The 18,180-nt window shown below is 62.9% G+C and carries 19 protein-coding genes; 10 read left to right on the forward strand and 9 right to left on the reverse strand.

What is annotated here, in order from left to right; translation table 11 throughout:
• Both cysQ and nudE read right to left on the reverse strand, forming a co-directional pair.
• Positions 1 to 834: a 3'(2'),5'-bisphosphate nucleotidase CysQ gene (gene cysQ, locus DQ397_RS08740; protein ID WP_043208327.1), complete on the reverse strand. Its 834-nt coding sequence runs from the start codon at positions 832 to 834 to the stop codon at positions 1 to 3.
• Positions 831 to 1,397 carry an ADP compounds hydrolase NudE gene (gene nudE, locus DQ397_RS08745; RefSeq protein WP_043208324.1) on the reverse strand — a complete coding sequence of 189 codons (567 nt, stop codon included), beginning with the start codon at positions 1,395 to 1,397 and terminating at the stop codon, positions 831 to 833. Before nudE ends, cysQ begins: the two co-directional genes overlap by 4 nt.
• A gap of 64 nt (positions 1,398 to 1,461) precedes the next feature.
• On the opposite strand from nudE, the gene yrfG reads away from it, so the two are divergent.
• The gene (gene yrfG / locus DQ397_RS08750; RefSeq protein ID WP_043208322.1) at positions 1,462 to 2,124 is read left to right on the forward strand and encodes a GMP/IMP nucleotidase; all 663 of its coding nucleotides are present in this window, start codon (positions 1,462 to 1,464) and stop codon (positions 2,122 to 2,124) included.
• 78 nt (positions 2,125 to 2,202) lie between these two features.
• Here yrfG and lysM read toward each other — a convergent pair whose 3' ends face one another.
• Positions 2,203 to 2,643 (reverse strand): peptidoglycan-binding protein LysM, encoded by a 441-nt coding sequence (gene lysM / locus DQ397_RS08755; protein ID WP_043208319.1) that lies wholly within the window; start codon positions 2,641 to 2,643, stop codon positions 2,203 to 2,205.
• A gap of 173 nt (positions 2,644 to 2,816) precedes the next feature.
• Here lysM and fdhD point away from each other — a divergent pair, with 173 nt between their 5' ends.
• Positions 2,817 to 3,656, forward strand: coding sequence for a formate dehydrogenase accessory sulfurtransferase FdhD (gene fdhD / locus DQ397_RS08760; protein ID WP_043208317.1), 840 nt, complete (start codon positions 2,817 to 2,819; stop codon positions 3,654 to 3,656).
• A 245-nt stretch (positions 3,657 to 3,901) separates the two neighbouring features.
• On the forward strand, positions 3,902 to 4,384 hold the full coding sequence (locus tag DQ397_RS08765) for a glycine zipper domain-containing protein (RefSeq protein ID WP_043208314.1): 483 nt from the start codon (positions 3,902 to 3,904) through the stop codon (positions 4,382 to 4,384).
• Between the two features lie 66 nt (positions 4,385 to 4,450).
• Here DQ397_RS08765 and DQ397_RS08770 read toward each other — a convergent pair whose 3' ends face one another.
• The 3 genes from DQ397_RS08770 to hslO all read right to left on the reverse strand — a co-directional run bounded on the left by DQ397_RS08770 (position 4,451) and on the right by hslO (position 7,685).
• Positions 4,451 to 4,885 (reverse strand): thioesterase family protein, encoded by a 435-nt coding sequence (locus DQ397_RS08770; protein ID WP_043208311.1) that lies wholly within the window; start codon positions 4,883 to 4,885, stop codon positions 4,451 to 4,453.
• Between the two features lie 179 nt (positions 4,886 to 5,064).
• Positions 5,065 to 6,606: a phosphoenolpyruvate carboxykinase gene (locus DQ397_RS08775; protein ID WP_043208309.1), complete on the reverse strand. Its 1,542-nt coding sequence runs from the start codon at positions 6,604 to 6,606 to the stop codon at positions 5,065 to 5,067.
• A 179-nt stretch (positions 6,607 to 6,785) separates the two neighbouring features.
• A complete protein-coding gene (hslO, locus tag DQ397_RS08785; RefSeq protein ID WP_043208307.1) occupies positions 6,786 to 7,685 on the reverse strand; it encodes an Hsp33 family molecular chaperone HslO in 900 nt (299 codons plus the stop codon).
• A 108-nt stretch (positions 7,686 to 7,793) separates the two neighbouring features.
• On the opposite strand from hslO, the gene DQ397_RS08790 reads away from it, so the two are divergent.
• Positions 7,794 to 8,594 (forward strand): phosphatase PAP2 family protein, encoded by an 801-nt coding sequence (locus DQ397_RS08790; protein WP_043208304.1) that lies wholly within the window; start codon positions 7,794 to 7,796, stop codon positions 8,592 to 8,594.
• A 31-nt stretch (positions 8,595 to 8,625) separates the two neighbouring features.
• Here the strand turns inward: DQ397_RS08790 and DQ397_RS08795 are convergent, their stop codons facing one another.
• Positions 8,626 to 9,027, reverse strand: a complete 402-nt coding sequence (locus DQ397_RS08795; RefSeq protein ID WP_043208302.1) for an RNA-binding S4 domain-containing protein — start codon at positions 9,025 to 9,027, stop codon at positions 8,626 to 8,628.
• A 109-nt stretch (positions 9,028 to 9,136) separates the two neighbouring features.
• Between DQ397_RS08795 and DQ397_RS08800 the strand changes: the two genes are divergently transcribed.
• Together DQ397_RS08800 and rimK are read left to right on the forward strand one after the other, a co-directional pair.
• A complete protein-coding gene (locus DQ397_RS08800) occupies positions 9,137 to 9,619 on the forward strand; it encodes an ATP-dependent zinc protease (RefSeq protein ID WP_043208301.1) in 483 nt (160 codons plus the stop codon).
• The gene (gene rimK / locus DQ397_RS08805; protein WP_043208300.1) at positions 9,616 to 10,521 is read left to right on the forward strand and encodes a 30S ribosomal protein S6--L-glutamate ligase; all 906 of its coding nucleotides are present in this window, start codon (positions 9,616 to 9,618) and stop codon (positions 10,519 to 10,521) included. The genes DQ397_RS08800 and rimK overlap by 4 nt, the downstream gene beginning before the upstream one ends.
• Positions 10,522 to 10,552: 31 nt before the next feature.
• Here the strand turns inward: rimK and DQ397_RS08810 are convergent, their stop codons facing one another.
• The gene (locus DQ397_RS08810; protein WP_043208365.1) at positions 10,553 to 11,866 is read right to left on the reverse strand and encodes an ATP-binding protein; all 1,314 of its coding nucleotides are present in this window, start codon (positions 11,864 to 11,866) and stop codon (positions 10,553 to 10,555) included.
• 123 nt (positions 11,867 to 11,989) lie between these two features.
• Positions 11,990 to 12,730 carry a two-component system response regulator OmpR gene (ompR, locus tag DQ397_RS08815; RefSeq protein WP_043208299.1) on the reverse strand — a complete coding sequence of 247 codons (741 nt, stop codon included), beginning with the start codon at positions 12,728 to 12,730 and terminating at the stop codon, positions 11,990 to 11,992.
• 231 nt (positions 12,731 to 12,961) lie between these two features.
• On the opposite strand from ompR, the gene DQ397_RS08820 reads away from it, so the two are divergent.
• From DQ397_RS08820 to DQ397_RS08835, 4 genes are all read left to right on the forward strand, one after another.
• On the forward strand, positions 12,962 to 15,283 hold the full coding sequence (locus DQ397_RS08820) for a Tex family protein (protein WP_043208296.1): 2,322 nt from the start codon (positions 12,962 to 12,964) through the stop codon (positions 15,281 to 15,283).
• Complete coding sequence (locus DQ397_RS08825) at positions 15,283 to 15,666, forward strand: PaaI family thioesterase (RefSeq protein WP_052352403.1); 384 nt, start codon at positions 15,283 to 15,285, stop codon at positions 15,664 to 15,666. The genes DQ397_RS08820 and DQ397_RS08825 overlap by 1 nt, the downstream gene beginning before the upstream one ends.
• Before the next feature lie 274 nt (positions 15,667 to 15,940).
• A complete protein-coding gene (gene gshA / locus DQ397_RS08830; protein ID WP_167358080.1) occupies positions 15,941 to 17,518 on the forward strand; it encodes a glutamate--cysteine ligase in 1,578 nt (525 codons plus the stop codon).
• Positions 17,518 to 18,144 carry a TetR/AcrR family transcriptional regulator gene (locus DQ397_RS08835; protein ID WP_043208293.1) on the forward strand — a complete coding sequence of 209 codons (627 nt, stop codon included), beginning with the start codon at positions 17,518 to 17,520 and terminating at the stop codon, positions 18,142 to 18,144. The genes gshA and DQ397_RS08835 overlap by 1 nt, the downstream gene beginning before the upstream one ends.
• Positions 18,145 to 18,180 lie beyond the last annotated feature (36 nt).

Raw genomic sequence — 18,180 nt, forward strand, 5'->3', positions numbered from 1 at the left:
TCAGCGACCGATGGCCGCTGCCAATTGCAACAAGGCCGGACGCCACGCAGCCGCGCCAGGCAAGGCCAGGAAGAATTCATTGAGCAGGGATTCACGCGCCGGGTAGCGGAAGGGCTGGCCATCCAGCCCGATGACCTCGCCCCCGGCACCTTCCAGCACACCCTGGGCAGCAGCGGTATCCCACTGGGAGGTCGGCGCCAGTCGCGGATAGCAATCCGCGGCCCCTTCGGCCAACAGGCAGAATTTCAGCGAACTGCCGACATTGGCCAGTTCAAGCTCGCCAACGGCGCTGCCCAGCCCGCCCAACAGCGCTTCCTGCTGAGGGCTGGAATGTCGCTTGCTGGCGACCACCGTGAAGCGCCCGCCCTCCGGCGGTTGCCGACGCACCCGGATCGATTCGGCAGAACCATTCACCTCGGCGCGCCACGCGCCCAGTCCCCGGCCGCCGAAGTAGCAGCGGCCATTGGTCGGCATCGCCACCACACCAAACACCACTTCGCCCTCCTCGATCAAGGCGATGTTGACAGTGAACTCCTCGCTGCCGGCGATGAACTCCTTGGTGCCATCGAGCGGGTCGACCAACCACCAGCGGCGCCAGGCCTGGCGCTCGGCCAGCGGAATCTCGCAGTCCTCCTCCGACAGCACCGGGATATGCGGGGCCAGCACCTGCAAGCCGTCCGCGATGACCTGATGAGCGGCGAGGTCGGCAGCGGTCACCGGCGAGTCATCAGCCTTGGCCGTCACCGCCACATCGGCGCGCCAGAACGGCAAGATCGCCTCACCCGCCAGACGGGCCAGTTTCACGACTTCGTCCATCAATTGCTGATCGTTCATACGCTGAGCAACCCCCGCTGGATCATCAGGTCGCGGGCCAGGTACAGCGCTGCGAGCGCCCGGCCTTCGGAGAATTGCGGATGCATGGCCAGCGCCGACAGTTCACGCAAATTGACCTTGTCCACGCGCATCGGCTCGGGCTCGTCTCCTTCCAGACGTTCTTCGTAGAGATCGGTGGCGAGTACCACCTGGATCTTCTGGCTCATGTAGCCAGGCGAGAGGGACAGCTCGGTGAGATGCTCCAGTTGGCGCGCGCCGAAGCCGGCTTCTTCCTTGAGCTCACGGTTGGCTGCGGCCAGCACGTCCTCGCCAGGCTCGATCAGGCCCTTGGGCAAGGACAATTCATACTCATCGGTGCCACCACAGTATTCTTCCACCAGCACCGCGTGCTCGGCATCGAGCATGGCCACCACCATCACCGCGCCGTAGCCATTGCCGCGACCGACCAGGCGTTCGTAGGTCCGCTCGGTACCGTTGGAAAAACGCAACTGCACGGCTTCGACGCGGAACAGACGGCTGCTGGCGACGATCTCGCGGGCGAGGACGGTGGGTTTCTGGCGCATGGGGCGGCTCCTTGGCGTGAACGGGTTACTATACCGTGGCTTGCCGACCTAACGAGAGTTTCCCATGCCCGTTCTTCCTTGGTCCGCCATCGATACCGTCCTGCTGGACATGGATGGCACCCTGCTCGACCTGCACTACGACAACCAGTTCTGGCTGGAGCACCTGCCCCAGCGCTACGCCGAGCTGCACGGTGTCAGCCGGGCCATGGCCGAACTTGAGCTGCAGCCGCTGTTCGAGCGCAATGCAGGCACTCTCAATTGGTACTGCCTGGATTTCTGGAGCCGCGAGCTGAACCTGCCGATCCGCGAGCTCAAACAGGAAATCGCCGACCTGATTGCGCTGCGCCCGGACGCCGATACCTTCCTCGCCGCAATCCGCCAAGCCGGCAAACGCGTGGTGCTGATCACCAATGCCCATCGCGACTCGCTGTCACTGAAGCTCGAGCGTGTGGAGCTGGCGCCCTATTTCGAGCGGCTGATCAGTTCCCACGACTACGGATTTCCCAAGGAAAGCCCGCAGTTCTGGGACGCCCTGCAGGCGGACATCGGCTTCGATCCTGCGCGCAGCCTGTTCATCGACGACACCCTGGCGATCTTGCGCAGTGCGCGACGCTTCGGCGTGGAGCATTTGCTGGCCGTGCGCCAGCCCGACAGCAAGGCGGGACCGCGTGATACTCAGGAGTTCGCCGCGGTGGAGGATTACCGGCAACTGCTGGAAGGTCTGTGAGCATGCAGTCGCGGATGAACCCGCTCCCACGACGATCACACGGGAGCGGGCTTATCCGCGCATCGGGACAACAGGCAATCAGTCAGGAATGCGCAGCACCTGTCCCGGATAGATCTTGTCCGGATGCTTGAGCATCGGCTTGTTGGCCTCGAAGATCTTGTTGTACTTGTTGGCATCGCCATATTCGGCCTTGGCGATGGCGCTCAGGGTATCGCCTTTCTTGACCGTGACGAAGCGTGCCGCCTGGGCCACGGGCCCTGTGACGGTGATCTGGTCGTCCACTGATGCCACGCCATCGATGTTGCCCGCCGCCAGGATGATCTTTTCCTTTTCTTCCTGGCTCGCCACCTCGCCCTTGAGCACGATCGTATCGCCCTGGACGGTGGCGGAGATGTTCGGGTTACCCAAGCCGACGGATTCGACGTGCTTCTTGAGCTGCGCCTCGGCGTTGGCGTTTCCGGGCGTCAGCAAGTCGATCAGTTTTTCACCGGCTTCCTTCACGAAACTGAACAGGCTCATGTCGCTCTCCTTGATGATCAAACATGGGAAGCAGGAGTCTAGGACAGACTTGGCCAATCCGCCTCGCCAAGCCAATCGACGTCCTCTATCAGGGGATAGAACCTAGCGACTAGACGTCGCCCGCCTGCAAGCCTAGGCTTGTGCAGGTAACAAGCCGCCGGTAATCCGCTCCGATGAACAGCAAACCCCCAGTCTGTGCGGCGTCCATGCCTCTTGCCTTGCCTGCCGCCAGTAATACCTACGACTACGTACAACTCACCGACGAGGTGCGCGACAGCACGCCGCTCGCCGAAGAGGTGGCTCTGGCCATCGTCTACAACGGTCTGAACCAGGCGGTGATGCTGGTCAGCCCTACCCATCTGGAAGACTTCGCCGTCGGGTTCAGCGTCGGCAGCGGTATCGTCGCCAGCACCGACGAAATCTATGACGTGAAGCTCTCCGGTAGTGGCTCGGCGCTCTACGCCGACCTGGAAATTTCCAGCCGCGCCTTCTGGAATCTGAAGAACCAGCGCCGTCAGCTAGCCGGCACCAGCGGCTGCGGTCTGTGCGGCGTCGAAGCCCTGGAGCAGGCGCTACCCGAGCTGGCCACGCTGCCCGGTGCGCCCCTGCCTCCTGCGCACTGGTTGGCCGGGCTGCGCCAGCGCATCGATGCCTTCCAGCCCCTGGGGCAGCACTGCGGCGCGGTGCATGCGGCGCTGTTCATGGACCGTGACGGCGAGCTGCTACTAGGCCGTGAGGACATCGGGCGCCACAACGCGCTGGACAAGCTGATCGGCGCGTTGCTGCGCCAACGCATCGATACTGAGGGTGGCCTGGCCATCGTCACCAGCCGTTGCAGCCTCGAACTGATCCAGAAAGTCCTGCGTGCCGGCATCCAGACCCTGGTCAGCCTCTCGGCACCGACCGGCCTGGCCCTGCAATGGGCGCGTAAGCACAATCTCAATCTCATCCACTTGCCCAAACACAGCGCACCACGGGTATACAGCCCTGTGGCGCAGCAGTCGCAGGGATGAACGCGCCCGAGACCGCGGCCTCCCCCCTCTGTTCGAAAGCTGGCGAACAGCCATAAAAAAAGCCCTGTGCGCAACGGCCAGGGCTTTGTCTCAAGTAGCTTCAGACAAGCAAAATTTGAGAAAGTTTCACCTAAAAAACAAGAAGTTAGAGAATTGTGTACAAGTCGTGCTACTCGTCGGATTTCCATTGCCAGCCGCCTCGCCGAGCCTCAAATTCGCCTCGTCATCCCTATGAGGCTCTCTCGATGAAGAAGTACTCCTCGATTCTGTTGTTGTCTTTCAGCTTGCTCAGCGGCGTTGCCATGGCCGGTGGCAATACCGAGGCCGGCATTGGCGGCGCATTGGGTGGGGTACTCGGCTCCGTAGTAGGTAACTCCATCGGTGGTAGCACCGGCGGCGCCATCGGTGCCGGCCTGGGCGGTGCGGCCGGCGGTGCCCTGGGTGCCGACAAGCGTCAGCGCGGTGAGGCCGCCATCGGTGGCGCACTGGGCGCGGCCGGCGGTAACGTAATCGGTCGCTCGATGGGCGGCACTACCGGTAGCCATATCGGTGCAGCCGCAGGTGGTGGTGCCGGTGGTGCCCTGGGTAACTACCTGGGCAACAAGGCCGACGATGACGATCGTCACGACCGCCGCTACCGTCGTGACTACGACGGCCGCCGTCACTGGGACCGTGGCCATCACTACGGCCATCGCAAGCACAAACGCCACTGGCGTTACGACGACTGATCATTCAGTCAAGCAAAGGCCCTGCCCTGACCGGCAGGGCCTTTTCGTTGGTGTCGACTTTGCGGCTCAGCCGTTGAACTGCAAGCCCGCCAGGGACGCCTGCAGGGCGTCGGGGAAGGTCACCGGGTTGCCGGAGGCACGCTCCACGAAGACCTGCACCACCGTCCCCGCCGCACAGGCTTGCGGCTCGCCTGGACGGAACAGCGCCAGGTGGTACTCCACCGTGCTACCTGCCAGGCGCACCACGCCCAACCCCACTTCGAGCACATCGGGAAACCCTGGCAAGGCATAGAACTGCGCCGCCGAGCTGATCACCACGCCCACCAGTTCACCCTCGCGCAAGTCCAGCTCGGCCTGCTCGACGAGAAACGCCTGGATGGCCGTCTCGAAGTAGCCATGCACCGTCGCGCCGGCAATATGACCATTGATGTCGTTGTCGTGGGGGCGGGTGAGGATAGGATGGAAGTGGTTGAAATGGCTGCGCTGAGGGGATTCGGTCATAGGTTACCCAGGCTTGGTTACGCGAGTGAAGGTTGCGGCCGTCATTAGGAGCAGTTGGGCTGCCCAGCAGCCCAATCACCGGACAAGCCCTCGATTGCTCCAGTGACCATACCATCGGCTCAGGACCAGAAACAAAAAAGCCGCCCCGAGGGGCGGCTTTTTCGTCCGTGCTCGCGTGCTTATAGCTGCGGGCCAGCGGCCTTGATGGCCTCGGAGACGTCGAACTTCTTGAAGTTCTCGATGAACAGATTGGCCAGGCCTTTGGCGGCCTCGTCGTAGGCAGCCGAGTCAGCCCAGGTGTTGCGTGGGTTGAGCAGGACGGTTTCGACGCCCGGAACGGCCTTCGGCACATCCAGGTTGATGATGTCCAGGTGCTCGGTCTCGGCACCGATCAAGGCACCGCTCTGGATCGCAGCGATCACGGCACGGGTGGTCGGGATGCTGAAACGCTTGCCAACGCCATAGCCACCACCGGTCCAGCCGGTGTTGACCAGGTAGACCTTGGAGCCGAAGCCTTTGATGCGTTTGATCAGCAGTTCAGCGTACTCACCAGCCGGACGTGGGAAGAACGGAGCGCCGAAGCAGGTGGAGAAGGTGGACTTGATGCCGCCGCCCGAACCCATCTCGGTGGAACCAACCAGCGCGGTGTAGCCGGACAGGAAGTGGTAGGCCGCCTGCTCATTGTTCAGGATCGAAACCGGAGGCAGAACGCCAGTCAGGTCGCAGGTCAGGAAGATGACCGCGTTCGGCTCGCCGCCCAGGTTCTTCTCGGAACGCTTCTCGACGTGCTCCAACGGGTAGGCGGCGCGGCTGTTCTGGGTCAGGCTGCCATCGGCGTAGTCGGCGTGCTTGGCGTCGTCGAGAACGACGTTTTCCAGCACCGCGCCATGCTTGATGGCTTTCCAGATGACCGGCTCGTTCTTCTCGGACAGGTCGATGCACTTGGCGTAGCAGCCGCCTTCGATGTTGAAGACAACGCCTTCGCCCCAACCGTGCTCGTCGTCACCGATCAGGTAACGGCTCTCGTCGGCCGACAGGGTGGTCTTGCCGGTGCCGGACAGACCGAAGAACAGGGTCACATCACCTGCTTCGCCGATGTTGGCGGCGCAGTGCATCGGCAGAACGTCGGCAGCTGGCAGCAGGAAGTTCTGCACAGAGAACATGGCTTTTTTCATTTCGCCGGCGTAACGCATGCCAGCGATCAGCACTTTCTTCTGGGCGAAGTTGATGATCACGCAACCATCGGAGTTGGTGCCGTCACGCTCTGGAACGCATTCGAAATTGGCGACGTTGAGCACTTGCCACTCTTCACGACCGGCCGGGTTGTACTGGGCCGGATTGATGAACAGGCAACGGCCGAACAGGTTCTGCCAGGCAGTCTGGGTGGTCATCTTGACCGCCAGGTAGTGCTCGGCGGCAGCGCCTACGTGAACGTGGGAAACGAAGTGCTCTTGGGCGTTGTTGAACGCCTCGACGCGAGCCCACAGAGCATCGAACTTGTCAGCCGGGAACTTGCGGTTGATCGGCCCCCAGGCAATGGCACCGGAGGTGCTGGGCTCGTCGACGATGAAACGGTCAGCCGGCGAACGGCCGGTACGATGACCGGTTTTCACAACCAGTGCGCCAGTATCGGCCAGCTCGCCTTCACCGCGGGACAGCGCTTCTTTTACCAGCTCATCGACGGTCAGGTCGGTGTACACGGTGTTGTTGGCTTGCGTCATGAGATACCCCATCCGGCCCAAGGCCGAGTGCTCCAAACGTTTTGTAGTTGTCTATTTCAAACTACTACAGCGAAAAAAGTGGCCGGATTATGCCAGAAAAGCCCAAAAAAAGTAGGCCCCTCCTGTCAGAACTGCGCTTTTGCGCAATTCGACAGGAGTTTCTCCTGTAGTGAACCGTTTCAGTGCTGAGTATCTGACGGTGCCTCGGTGCCACCACCTGCAAACAATTGCGCCACATCGCTCGCGTCGAAGAAATAGCGCTCGTTGCAGAACTGGCAATCGATCTCGACCTTGCCACCACACTCTTCCACCAATGCCTTGGCATCCTCTTCTCCAAGGCTCACCAATGCATTGCCGGAACGCTCGCGCGAGCAGCTGCAATGGAAGCGCAGGGGCTCGATGTCGAACAGACGCACGGCGTCCTCATGGTAGAGGCGGTGCAGCAGGGTTTCGTTGTCCAGAGACCACTCCTCAGGCTTGAGGGTGCCTGCCAGGGCCACGACATGCTGCCAGCTGCCCTCGCGCTCTTCTTCGTCGCGCTGGCGATCGACTGGCAACTGCTGCAGCAGCAGGCCACGGGCCTTGCCACCCTTGGCGTCGAGCCAGAAGCGCGTGTTGAGCTGCTGGGACTGGACGAAATAATTGGTGAAGCACTCCGACAGGTTGGCGCCATCGAGGTCCACGGTGCCCTGGTAACGCTGGCCCTTGACCGGATCGATGGTCAAGGTCAGGTGACCGTCAGGCATCAGCTGGGCCAGGGTCGCGTCGGCCGGGATCTGGTCCGCCTCGTAGCGCGCCATGCCGCGGATATCGCGATCGCTGGAGCACTCGACCATCAACAGCGGAATCGGCCCCTGAGAACGCGCCTGAAGCACCAGCAGGCCATCGAACTTGAGTGCGCCCACGAGTAGCGCGGTCGCCGCCATCAGTTCACCCAGCAGCACTGCGACCGGCTGAGGGTAAGGATGACGGGCCAGCACGTCGGCATAGCTCTGCTCGAGCGCCACCCACTCGCCGCGGATATCGCGGTCGTCGAAGATGAAACGCTGGGTGAAGTCGGTATCCGGCAAATCGCTCATAGGTTTTGGCTATCTAAAAATGATGACAAAATGGTTACAGGGAATTACGACTCCCGTGGCAGAGCGTCCACGAGACGCTCTTAACCCCGTTGGTAATAGAGGTATTTTATGGACAATCGACCACTGTTCCAAGCAAGGTGGTCCTGGGGACCCCTCGTAGCCTGTACCCTGCTGCCTGTTGCTCTACTGTGTTTCTGGTTATGGCCTTTTGGCCAGATCCTGTGTCTGACTTTAGACGAGTGGCTGTTCCACAGCCTCAACGCGCCGTTGGCCGACAATACCCTCTGGCGATATGTCTGGACGATCGGCAGTCTGCGTCCTTTCGATATTGTCGTCGGCTTGATCTTGCTGGCCCTGCTGATCCGGGGCAATTGGGTGTTCAAGGCGACCCAGGTGCGCGAAGCCTTCTTCGGCTTTCTGGTAACGCTGCTCCTCTTAGTGGTGGTTCGCGTACTGTTTTCCAAGTGGGTGGCGATCATGGGCTGGCAACACAACAGCCCATCGATGGTCTTCGACAACGTAGTCCATCTGAGCGACTACTACCCGAATCTGGAAGCCAAGTGGGAACTGAAGGATCGCTCCAGCCAGAGTTTCCCGGGCGATCACGCTTCGGTGCTGTTGATCTGGGCGCTGTTCATGACCCTGTTCAGCCGCACCCTGCTGCAGCGGCTGGTGATCTGGGGCCTGGCATTGCTGTTCATGCTGCCGCGCCTGGTGGCAGGCGCCCATTGGGGGCAGGACGACTATATCGGCGGATTGCTGATGGCCGTGCTGGCCTTGGGCTGGAGCTGCTACACACCGCTGGCGGCAAAAGCCAGTGCGGCGTTGCTGCGATGGACCGCCCCGTTGTTCAGCTGGCTGGCACGATTGCCGCTGGTGGGCAGGATGAGCGTCATTCGCACGGCCTGAATGGCCTTCGGGGCCGCGCTGCGGCCCCTACTCATTCATAACTGCCATGCAGCTGATGAATCTGGCGCCGCTGCTTCTTGGTCGGCCGCCCATCGGTGGTCACACCGAGCGCGCCAGCCTTGCGCATCTGGGCAGCCTGTTCACGACGCCGTACGCTTTCTTCGGTCTCTTCGTACAAGGCCTGCGCCTGCGGCGCTCCGCGACGTACATCCGACAAGGCCTTGACCACTACGGTACGTTCATCGAATCCGGTACGCAGCACGAATTCGTCACCTACCCGAGGCTCCTTGCCCGGCTTGCAGCGTTCTCCCCGGCAATGCACCTTGCCACTCTCAATGGCCGCCTTGGCCAGGGCCCGGGTCTTGTAGAACCGCGCCGCCCATAGCCATTTATCCAGGCGTACCTTGTCGTCTTCTTCCGCTTTGTGGGCCATCCCATTACCTCGAATTCTGTCTTTCACGGAACTGTACTACCGTAACTTGCGGATGCAAAAAGTCCGTGCCGTGCTTACAGTTCACCACCTCATTCGCAGGGCGTGTTTCGTGAAGACATTTGACCATCTGACTGTAATCGGCCTGCGCGAGTGGGTCGCCTTGCCCGACCTCGGCCTGGCGGGCCTGCGCGCCAAGATCGATACCGGCGCCAGCACCTCCAGCCTGCACGCCACGGACGTAGAACCGTTCGAGCGCGACGGCCAGTCCTGGGTGCGCTTCACCGCTCATCTGGGGTCAGTGGTGCAACTTCGCCACCGTCGCTGCGAAGCCCCGTTGGTCACGATGAAAACCATCAAGAGCTCCAACGGCCAAGCCCAGGTCCGCTATGTGATCCGTACGCCGCTGGCGTTGGGCGACCGGGTCTGGGAGGTGGAGTTCACCCTTGCCTGTCGCAAAAACATGCGCTATCGCCTGCTGCTCGGTTCCAAGGCGCTGATTCACGGCCAGCTGGTAGTCAATCCTGGCCTTAAGTACGTTCAGGACAAACCGGCCTTTCCGGCCACCCTTTCCCCTGTCACAGGTGCTGCATGAAGATCGCTGTGCTGTCGCGCAATCCGCGTCTGTATTCCACCCGCCGCCTGGTCGAAGCCGGTACCCAGCGTGGTCACGAGATGGTGGTGATCGATACCCTGCGCGCATACATGAACATCGCCAGCCACAAACCGCAGATCCACTATCGCGGCAAACCGCTGGAAGGTTTCGACGCAGTCATACCGCGCATCGGCGCGTCCGTCACCTTCTATGGCTGCGCGGTGCTGCGCCAGTTCGAGATGATGGGTGTCTACCCGCTCAACGAGTCGGTGGCCATCGCCCGCTCACGCGATAAGCTGCGCTCCCTGCAACTGCTGTCGCGTCGCGGAATCGGTCTGCCGATCACAGGTTTCGCTCATTCGCCGGATGACATCCCCGACCTGATCCAGATGGTCAACGGTGCCCCCTTGGTGATCAAGGTGCTCGAGGGCACCCAGGGCATCGGCGTGGTGCTGTGCGAAACCACCAAGGCCGCCGAATCGGTGATCGAGGCATTCATGGGCCTGAAGCAGAACATCATGGTCCAGGAATACATCAAGGAAGCGGGCGGTGCCGACATCCGCTGCTTCGTCGTCGGCGACAAGGTCATCGCGTCGATGAAGCGCCAGGCCAAGCCTGGCGAGTTCCGCTCCAACCTACACCGCGGCGGCGTCGCCAGCCTGATCAAGATCACCCCCGAAGAGCGCATGACCGCCATTCGTGCGGCCAAGGTCATGGGTTTGAGCGTGGCGGGGGTGGACATCCTGCGCTCCAATCACGGGCCACTGGTGATGGAGGTGAACTCCTCGCCGGGGCTCGAGGGGATCGAAGTCACCACCGGCAAGGACGTGGCCGGGATGATCATCGAACATCTGGAGAAGAACGGCGGGCCGAACCAGACACGAACCAAAGGCAAGGGCTGAGCCAACACAGCCGCGGAGCCATGACAGGGCATCAAACGGCGTTACGAGGCAACAGCAACCCCAATGGCAACCTTACCCGCGCTTCGATTCCGCCACCGGAACGATTGCGCAACTCGACATTGCCCCCGTGCTGGGCCGCGATCCGCTTGACGATCGCGAGCCCCAACCCGGTGCCCTTGCCGCCTCGGGCACGATCTCCGCGGATGAAGGGGTTGAAGATGGTCTCCAACTCCGACTCGTCTATCCCCGTCCCTCGGTCCAGTACGCTGAGCACCACATAGGGCGCGCTCTGGTCACCCGACACGTACACCGCCACTTCGACCCCTTTGCCCGCATGATGCAAGGCATTACCGATCAGGTTACCCAGCATGCGCTTGAGCGACACCCGACGCAGCGGGAACGGCGGAATCGGCTCCAGGCACAGGCGCACCCGCTCCTCCGGCTGGTTGTAAGGCGCCACGACTTCGCGAACCAGTGCGCCCAGATCGGCCACTTCCACCGGCTCGTCCCGACCATCGCGGATGAAGGCCAGGAACTGGTCGAGGATCGCATCCATATCCTCGATGTCGCGGACCATGTCATCGGTCAGCTCACTGTCGTTAGCCATCAATGACAACGACAGGCGCAGGCGGGTCAGGGGGGTGCGCAAGTCATGGGACACTCCCGCCAGCATCAGTTCACGCTCGCGTCCGGCCTGCTCGACGTCTTCGGCCATCTGGTTGAAGGCCCGGTACACCTCGGTCATCTCGCTTGGCGTGTCGCTGATCGGCAACCGCACGCTGCGCCCCTGGCCCAGCTGCCGGGCAGCGAACACCAATCGCTTGAGCGGCTGGTTGAGCTGGCGCACGAAGATCCACGCCGAAGCGGTGGACAACAAACCGATAGCCAGGAACCAGCCCAGCACGTTCCAGATCTTCTGCCCCCGCAGCGGGTGCGGATACAAAGGCACCTTCAACCAGCCGGGGCCCAGGCTCGGCGCGTTGACCCACAAGGCAGGCGGCGCGTGGATGCGCAACCGCACCTCGGTGTCATCGCCAAGTTCGGCCTGCATCTGGCGTTGGTAGATCTCGCTGTAGGGCCAATGCTGCTCACCCTCCGGCACACCGGAGCCGGTGACCCGGATCAACCCTGCCGCCTCGGCGATCTTGTCGCGGTTCTCCTCGTCGGCGGCCCAATAGGCGCGCAATGTCAGGGCCACGCCATGGCTGTACTGGCGATCGACCAGCACGTCCTCGTTCATCAGCAGGTACACCAGCGTCAAGGCCTTGGAGAACAGGACGACGATCAGCACCAGCCACAGGGTGCGGGCGAAGAAGCTTTGCGGGAACCAAAGAGGCGTTTTCATCTGGACAACTACTGCGCTGCGCTCACGGGCGGGGCTCGACAGGGTGCGGGCCTGATCCAGACGCAAACAGGGCGACCCCATCGGGTCGCCCTGGTGCGTGATGGCAAGCCTGCAGGCTCATGTTCATTTGCTGGCGTTTCCGTCCGGCACGAAGACGTAGCCTACACCCCACACGGTCTGGATATAGCGCGGTTTGGAAGGGTCCGGCTCGATCATGCGGCGCAGGCGTGAGATCTGCACATCGATGGACCGCTCCAACGCATCCCACTCGCGGCCGCGAGCCAGGTTCATGAGCTTGTCGCGGGTCAGCGGCTCGCGGGCGTGCATGACTAGCGCCTTGAGCACGGCGAACTCGCCGGTGGTCAGCATGTGCACTTCATCGCCACGCTTGAGCTCGCGAGTAGCCAGTGAAAGTTCGTAGTCGCCGAACGTGACGGTCTCGTCCTCGCTGCCAGGGGCACCCGGTACGCTCGGGGCCTGGCGACGCAACACGGCCTTGACTCGCGCCATCAGCTCGTCCGGGTTGAAAGGTTTGCCCAGGTAATCGTCGGCCCCCAGCTCCAGGCCCTTGATGCGACTGAGCTCGTCGCCCTTGGCGGTGAGCATGATGATCGGGATCTGGTTGTTGGCCTTGCGCAGGCGGTTGCAGGCAGAGAGGCCGTCCTCGCCGGGCAGCATCAGGTCGAGCACCACCAGGTTGAAGACCTCACGGGCCAGCAGGCGGTCCATCTGCTCGGTGTTGGGCACCGCGCGGGCACGATAGCCCTTGCTGGTGAAGAAACGTTCCAGCAGGCTGCTCAGCCCCGGATCGTCATCGACGATGAGAATCTTCTCGCCTTCAGCGGTATTTGCGGTGCTGGTCATGAATAGCTCCTTTGGTATCGCCGCGCATTATGGCGTAGCCATGACAACGCGTGCCGTGTGCATTGTTAGCAGATTTTTCCCATGGCGCCACTTCCCGCCTGGCCGAGGCTGGCCCGGCGCTATCACCGCAAGCCCGGCACGATGGGTATAATGCGCCGCTTTCACCCTGCGCCGCCGGGCCTGAATGCCCCCTTGCGGCCTCCAGCATTCATTATTTGTCAGGTGGTTCTCATGGACAGCATCAACAGCCGTATCGCCGAGGAACTGGGCGTTCGCCCGCAGCAGGTCGAAGCGGCCGTGGCCCTGTTGGACGAAGGCTCGACGGTGCCTTTCATCGCCCGTTACCGAAAGGAAGTCACCGGCAGCCTGGATGACACCCAGCTGCGTCACCTGGAGGAGCGCCTGCGCTACCTGCGCGAACTCGACGAGCGCCGCGCCAGCATCCTGGCCAGCATCGAGGAGCAGGGCAAGCTGACCCCGGAGCTGGCCCGCGAGATCAAGCTGGCCGACACCAAGACCCGCCTTGAAGACCTCTACCTGCCCTATAAGCAAAAGCGCCGCACCAAGGGCCAGATCGCCCTGGAAGCCGGCCTGGGCGAACTGGCCGACGGTCTGCTCAACGATCCGCAACTGACCCCGGAAGCCGAAGCGGCACGTTTCGTCGATGCCGACAAGGGCGTGGCCGACGTCAAGGCCGCCCTGGAAGGGGCCAAGTACATCCTCATGGAGCGCTTCGCCGAAGACGCCGCCCTGCTCGACAAGCTGCGCGTGTTCCTCAAGCAGGAAGCGGTGCTCAGCGCCCGCGTGGTCGCCGGCAAGGAAGAAGAAGGCGCCAAGTTCCGCGACTACTTCGCCCACGACGAACTGCTGCGCAGCGTGCCCTCGCACCGCGCCCTGGCGATCTTCCGCGGTCGCAACGAAGGCGTGCTGACCGCCTCGCTGAAGGTAGGCGAGGAACTGCCAGGCACACTGCACCCCTGCGAGCTGATGATCGGCAACCACTTTGGCCTGGAAAACCGCAACCGTCCGGCCGACAAATGGCTGGCCGAAGTGGTGCGCTGGACCTGGAAGGTCAAGCTGTACACCCACCTGGAAACCGACTTGTTCGGCGAGCTGCGCGACAACGCCGAGAGCGAGGCGATCAACGTCTTCGCCCATAACCTGCACGATTTGCTGCTCGCTGCGCCCGCCGGTCCTCGCGCCACCCTGGGCTTCGACCCGGGCCTGCGTACCGGCTGCAAGGTCGCGGTGGTCGATGCCACCGGCAAGCTGCTCGACCACACCACGGTCTACCCTCACGCTCCGAAGAATGACTGGGACCGCACCCTTTCCATTCTCGCCGCGCTGTGCGCCAAGCACTCGGTGGAGCTGATCGCCATCGGCAACGGTACCGCCAGCCGCGAGAGCGACAAGCTGATCATCGAGCTGGTGAAGAAATACCCCGCCCTGAAGATCACCAAGGTCATGGTCTCGGAGGCCGGCGCGTCGGTCTACTCCGCCTCTGAGCTGGCAGCCCGCGAGTTCCCGGACCTGGACGTCTCGATCCGTGGCGCGGTCTCCATCGCCCGACGCCTGCAGGACCCGCTGGCCGAACTGGTGAAGATCGACCCCAAATCCATCGGCGTCGGCCAGTACCAGCACGACGTCTCTCAGGTGAAGCTGGCGCGCGGCCTGGACGCGGTGGTCGAGGACTGCGTGAACGCCGTGGGCGTGGACGTCAACACCGCCTCCGTGGCCCTGCTGACCCGCATCTCCGGCCTGAATGCCACCCTGGCCCAGAACATCGTCGCCCATCGCGACGCCAACGGCCCGTTCACCACCCGTGCGGCGCTGAAGAAGGTCAGCCGCCTGGGCGAGAAGACCTTCGAACAGGCCGCAGGCTTCCTGCGGGTAATGAACGGCGACAACCCGCTGGACGCCTCGGCGGTGCACCCGGAAGCCTACCCGCTGGTACAGCGCATCGCCGCCGATACCGACCGCGACATCCGCTCGCTGATCGGCGACAGCGCGTTCCTCAAGCGCCTGGACCCAAAGAAGTTCACCGACGAGACCTTCGGTCTGCCAACGGTCACCGACATTCTTCAGGAACTGGACAAGCCCGGTCGCGATCCACGCCCTGAGTTCAAGACCGCGACCTTCCAGGAAGGGGTCGAGGACCTCAAGGATCTGGAGCCCGGCATGATCCTCGAAGGTGTGGTGACCAACGTCACCAACTTCGGCGCCTTCGTCGACATCGGCGTGCACCAGGACGGCCTGGTGCACATCTCGGCGCTGTCGGAAAAGTTCGTCAAGGACCCGCGCGAGGCGGTCAAGGCCGGCGACGTGGTCAAGGTCAAGGTCATGGAAGTGGACATCCCGCGCAAGCGGGTCGGCCTGTCCATGCGCATGAGCGACACACCCGGCGAGAAGGTCGAAGGCAACCGTGGTGGCAATCGTGGCAATGGCGGCAACCGCCAGCAACAGGCACCGCGCCCGCGTGAAACCGCAGCCGCACCGGCCAACAACGCCATGGCCGCGCTGTTCGCCAACGCCAAGCAGTTGAAGAAGAAGTGATGCAGATCCCGGCCGAATACGTTGAAAGCGCCTTCAGCCAACTCCTGGGCTGCCGCCTGCAACGCCTGGAGACGGGCGTAGCCGAGGTGGCCCTGACGCTGGAGCCGCACTTACGCAACCGCGGCCAGAAGCTGCACGGCGGGGCAATCTTCAGCCTGGTGGACATCGCCATGGGCCTGGCCTGCTCGGCCAGCCATGGCTTCGATCAGCAGAGCGTGACGATCGAATGCAAGATCAACTACATGCGCGCAGTCAGTGACGGTGAAGTCGTGTGCACCGCCCAGGTGCTGCACGCCGGGCGCCGCACACTGGTGGTCGACGCCGACGTATTCCAGGGCGACAAGCGCGTGGCCAAGGCACAAGGAACCTTCGCGGTTCTCTAGCTCACCAAGGCTTATCTGCGGTATTTTCGGCGTTATCGAGTATCGGGGCCGCTGCGCGCCCCATTGCAGGCCTCGCCCGCGTCCTCAGGCTAAACATCAGGTCCTGGGGGTGATGGCGAGGCCTGCGATGGGCTGCGACGCGGCCGCAGTCGGCACTGGCACTGCTGAAAACCCAGACAAACCAGGCGACAACGCCAGTTCCTTTTCCAACTACCCTTGTAGACCGTCATCCCTACCCCCATATTGGGGCGACTGACGCGTGAAGGAATACATCTTGAGCGAACTCCTCAACCGCCGCCTGAGCCTGCTCGGCGCCAATCTCCCCCTGCTCAAGCAGTGCCTGCACGGTATTGAGCGCGAATGCCTGCGTGTGACCGACGAAGGTCGCCTGGCCCAAACGCCGCACCCGGAGGCCCTGGGTTCGGCGCTGACCAACGAGCAGATCACCACTGACTATTCCGAGTCGCTGCTGGAGTTCATCACCCCCGCCCTGGCGGACCCGGCCAAGGTGCTCGAGAGCCTCGACGAGATCCACCGCTTCGTCTATGCCAAGCTCGGCGACGAGTACCTGTGGAGCCCGTCCATGCCCTGCACGCTGCCGGCCGAGGAGGACATCCCGATCGCCGAGTACGGCACCTCCAACATCGGCAAGCTCAAGCATGTCTACCGCAAGGGCCTTGCCCTGCGCTACGGCCGCACCATGCAGTGCATCGCCGGCATCCATTACAACTTCTCCCTGCCCGAGGCGCTGTGGCCGCTGCTGCGCGCAGCCGAAGGCAGCGAGGAAAACGACCGCGACTATCAGTCGGCGGCGTACATCGCCCTGATCCGTAACTTCCGCCGCTACAGCTGGCTGTTGATGTACCTGTTCGGCGCATCGCCCGCCCTGGACAAAGGCTTCTTGCGTGGCCACCCGCATCAGCTCGAAGAGCTGGATGCCGAAACCCTGTACCTACCCTACGCCACCAGCCTGCGCATGAGCGACCTGGGCTACCAGAGCAATGCCCAGGCTGGCCTGACGCCTTGCTACAACAACCTGGCCAGCTACACCGACAGCCTGCGCAAGGCGGTCGGCACGCCCTACCCGCCCTATGTCGAGATCGGCACGCACAAGGATGGCGAGTGGGTCCAGCTGAACACCAACATCCTGCAGATCGAGAACGAGTACTACTCGAACATTCGCCCCAAGCGCGTCACCTATACCGGCGAACGTCCGATCCAGGCCCTGACCTCCCGCGGCGTGCAGTACGTCGAAGTGCGTTGCCTGGATATCAACCCGTTCCTGCCAGTGGGTATCGATCTTCCCCAGGCACGTTTCCTCGATGCCTTCCTGCTGTTCTGCGCCCTGGACGACAGCCCGCTGCTCGAAAGTGGCGAATGCGGCCAGTGCACCAACAACTTCCTCACCGTGGTCAAGGAAGGCCGCCGTCCGGGCCTCGAACTTCGTCGCAACGGCCAGCCCATCGGGCTGAAGGATTGGGCCAGCGAGCTGATCGCCCGTATCGCCCCACTGGCCGAACTGCTCGACCGTGCCCAGGGCGGCGAAGAACACGCCAAGGCGTTGGCCGCACAGCAGGCCAAGGTCGACGATGCCTCCCTGACGCCGTCGGCCCAGGTGCTGGCGCGCATGGCCGAACACAACGAAACCTTTGTCCAGTTCTCCCTGCGTCAAAGCCGCCTGCATGCCGGAACCTTCCGCGAGCAACCGCTGAGCGTCGAGCGCCAGCAGGCCTTCGAGACCCTGGCGCGCGAATCGCTGGCCGAGCAGTCGCGCCTGGAGCAGCAGGAAGTCGGTGACTTCGACCTGTTCGTGGGTGCCTATCAGGCCAGTATCCTGGCCATCAGCAACTGATGAGCCGCGCCACCAGCCCGCGCAAGCCACGCGCCAGCAGCCAGGCCAGGATCGACGCGATCCTCGCCGCGGCGCGCGGACTGTTGGCCGATCAAGGCGTGGCGGGCCTGTCGATCTACAGTGTGGCCGAGCGGGCACAGATCCCGCCGTCTTCGGTGTACCACTTCTTCGCCAGCGTACCGGCGCTGCTCGAAGCCTTGACCGCTGACGTGCATCTGGCGTTTCGCGAAGCCCTGAGCGCCCCTATCGACAGCAGCGCGTTCGGTACTTGGCACGACCTGTCACGGCTGATCGAGCAGCGCATGCTGGACATCTACAACGAAGATGCGGCCGCACGCCAACTGATCCTCGCCCAACATGGCCTGAGCGAAGTGGTGCAGGCCGACCGCCAGCACGACCTGGAGCTGGGCGAACTGATGCACAAGCTGTTCGACCAGCACTTCCAGTTACCGGCGATGCCCAGGGATGTGGATGTATTCGCCCTGGCCATGGAGCTGAGCGACCGGGTCTATGCGCGCTCGATGCAACTGCACGAACAGATCACCCCACGCATGGCCGAGGAAGGCAAGCGAGTGTTCGAGGCGTACCTGGGGCTGTACCTGCCGCCGTTCCTGCCCAAGCGCTGAACCACAGGACCGCTGCGGATCCTCTCACGACACAAG

Source organism: Pseudomonas sp. CK-NBRI-02 (genome assembly GCF_008124495.1).
Taxonomy (GTDB): Bacteria; Pseudomonadota; Gammaproteobacteria; order Pseudomonadales; family Pseudomonadaceae; genus Aquipseudomonas; species Aquipseudomonas guariconensis.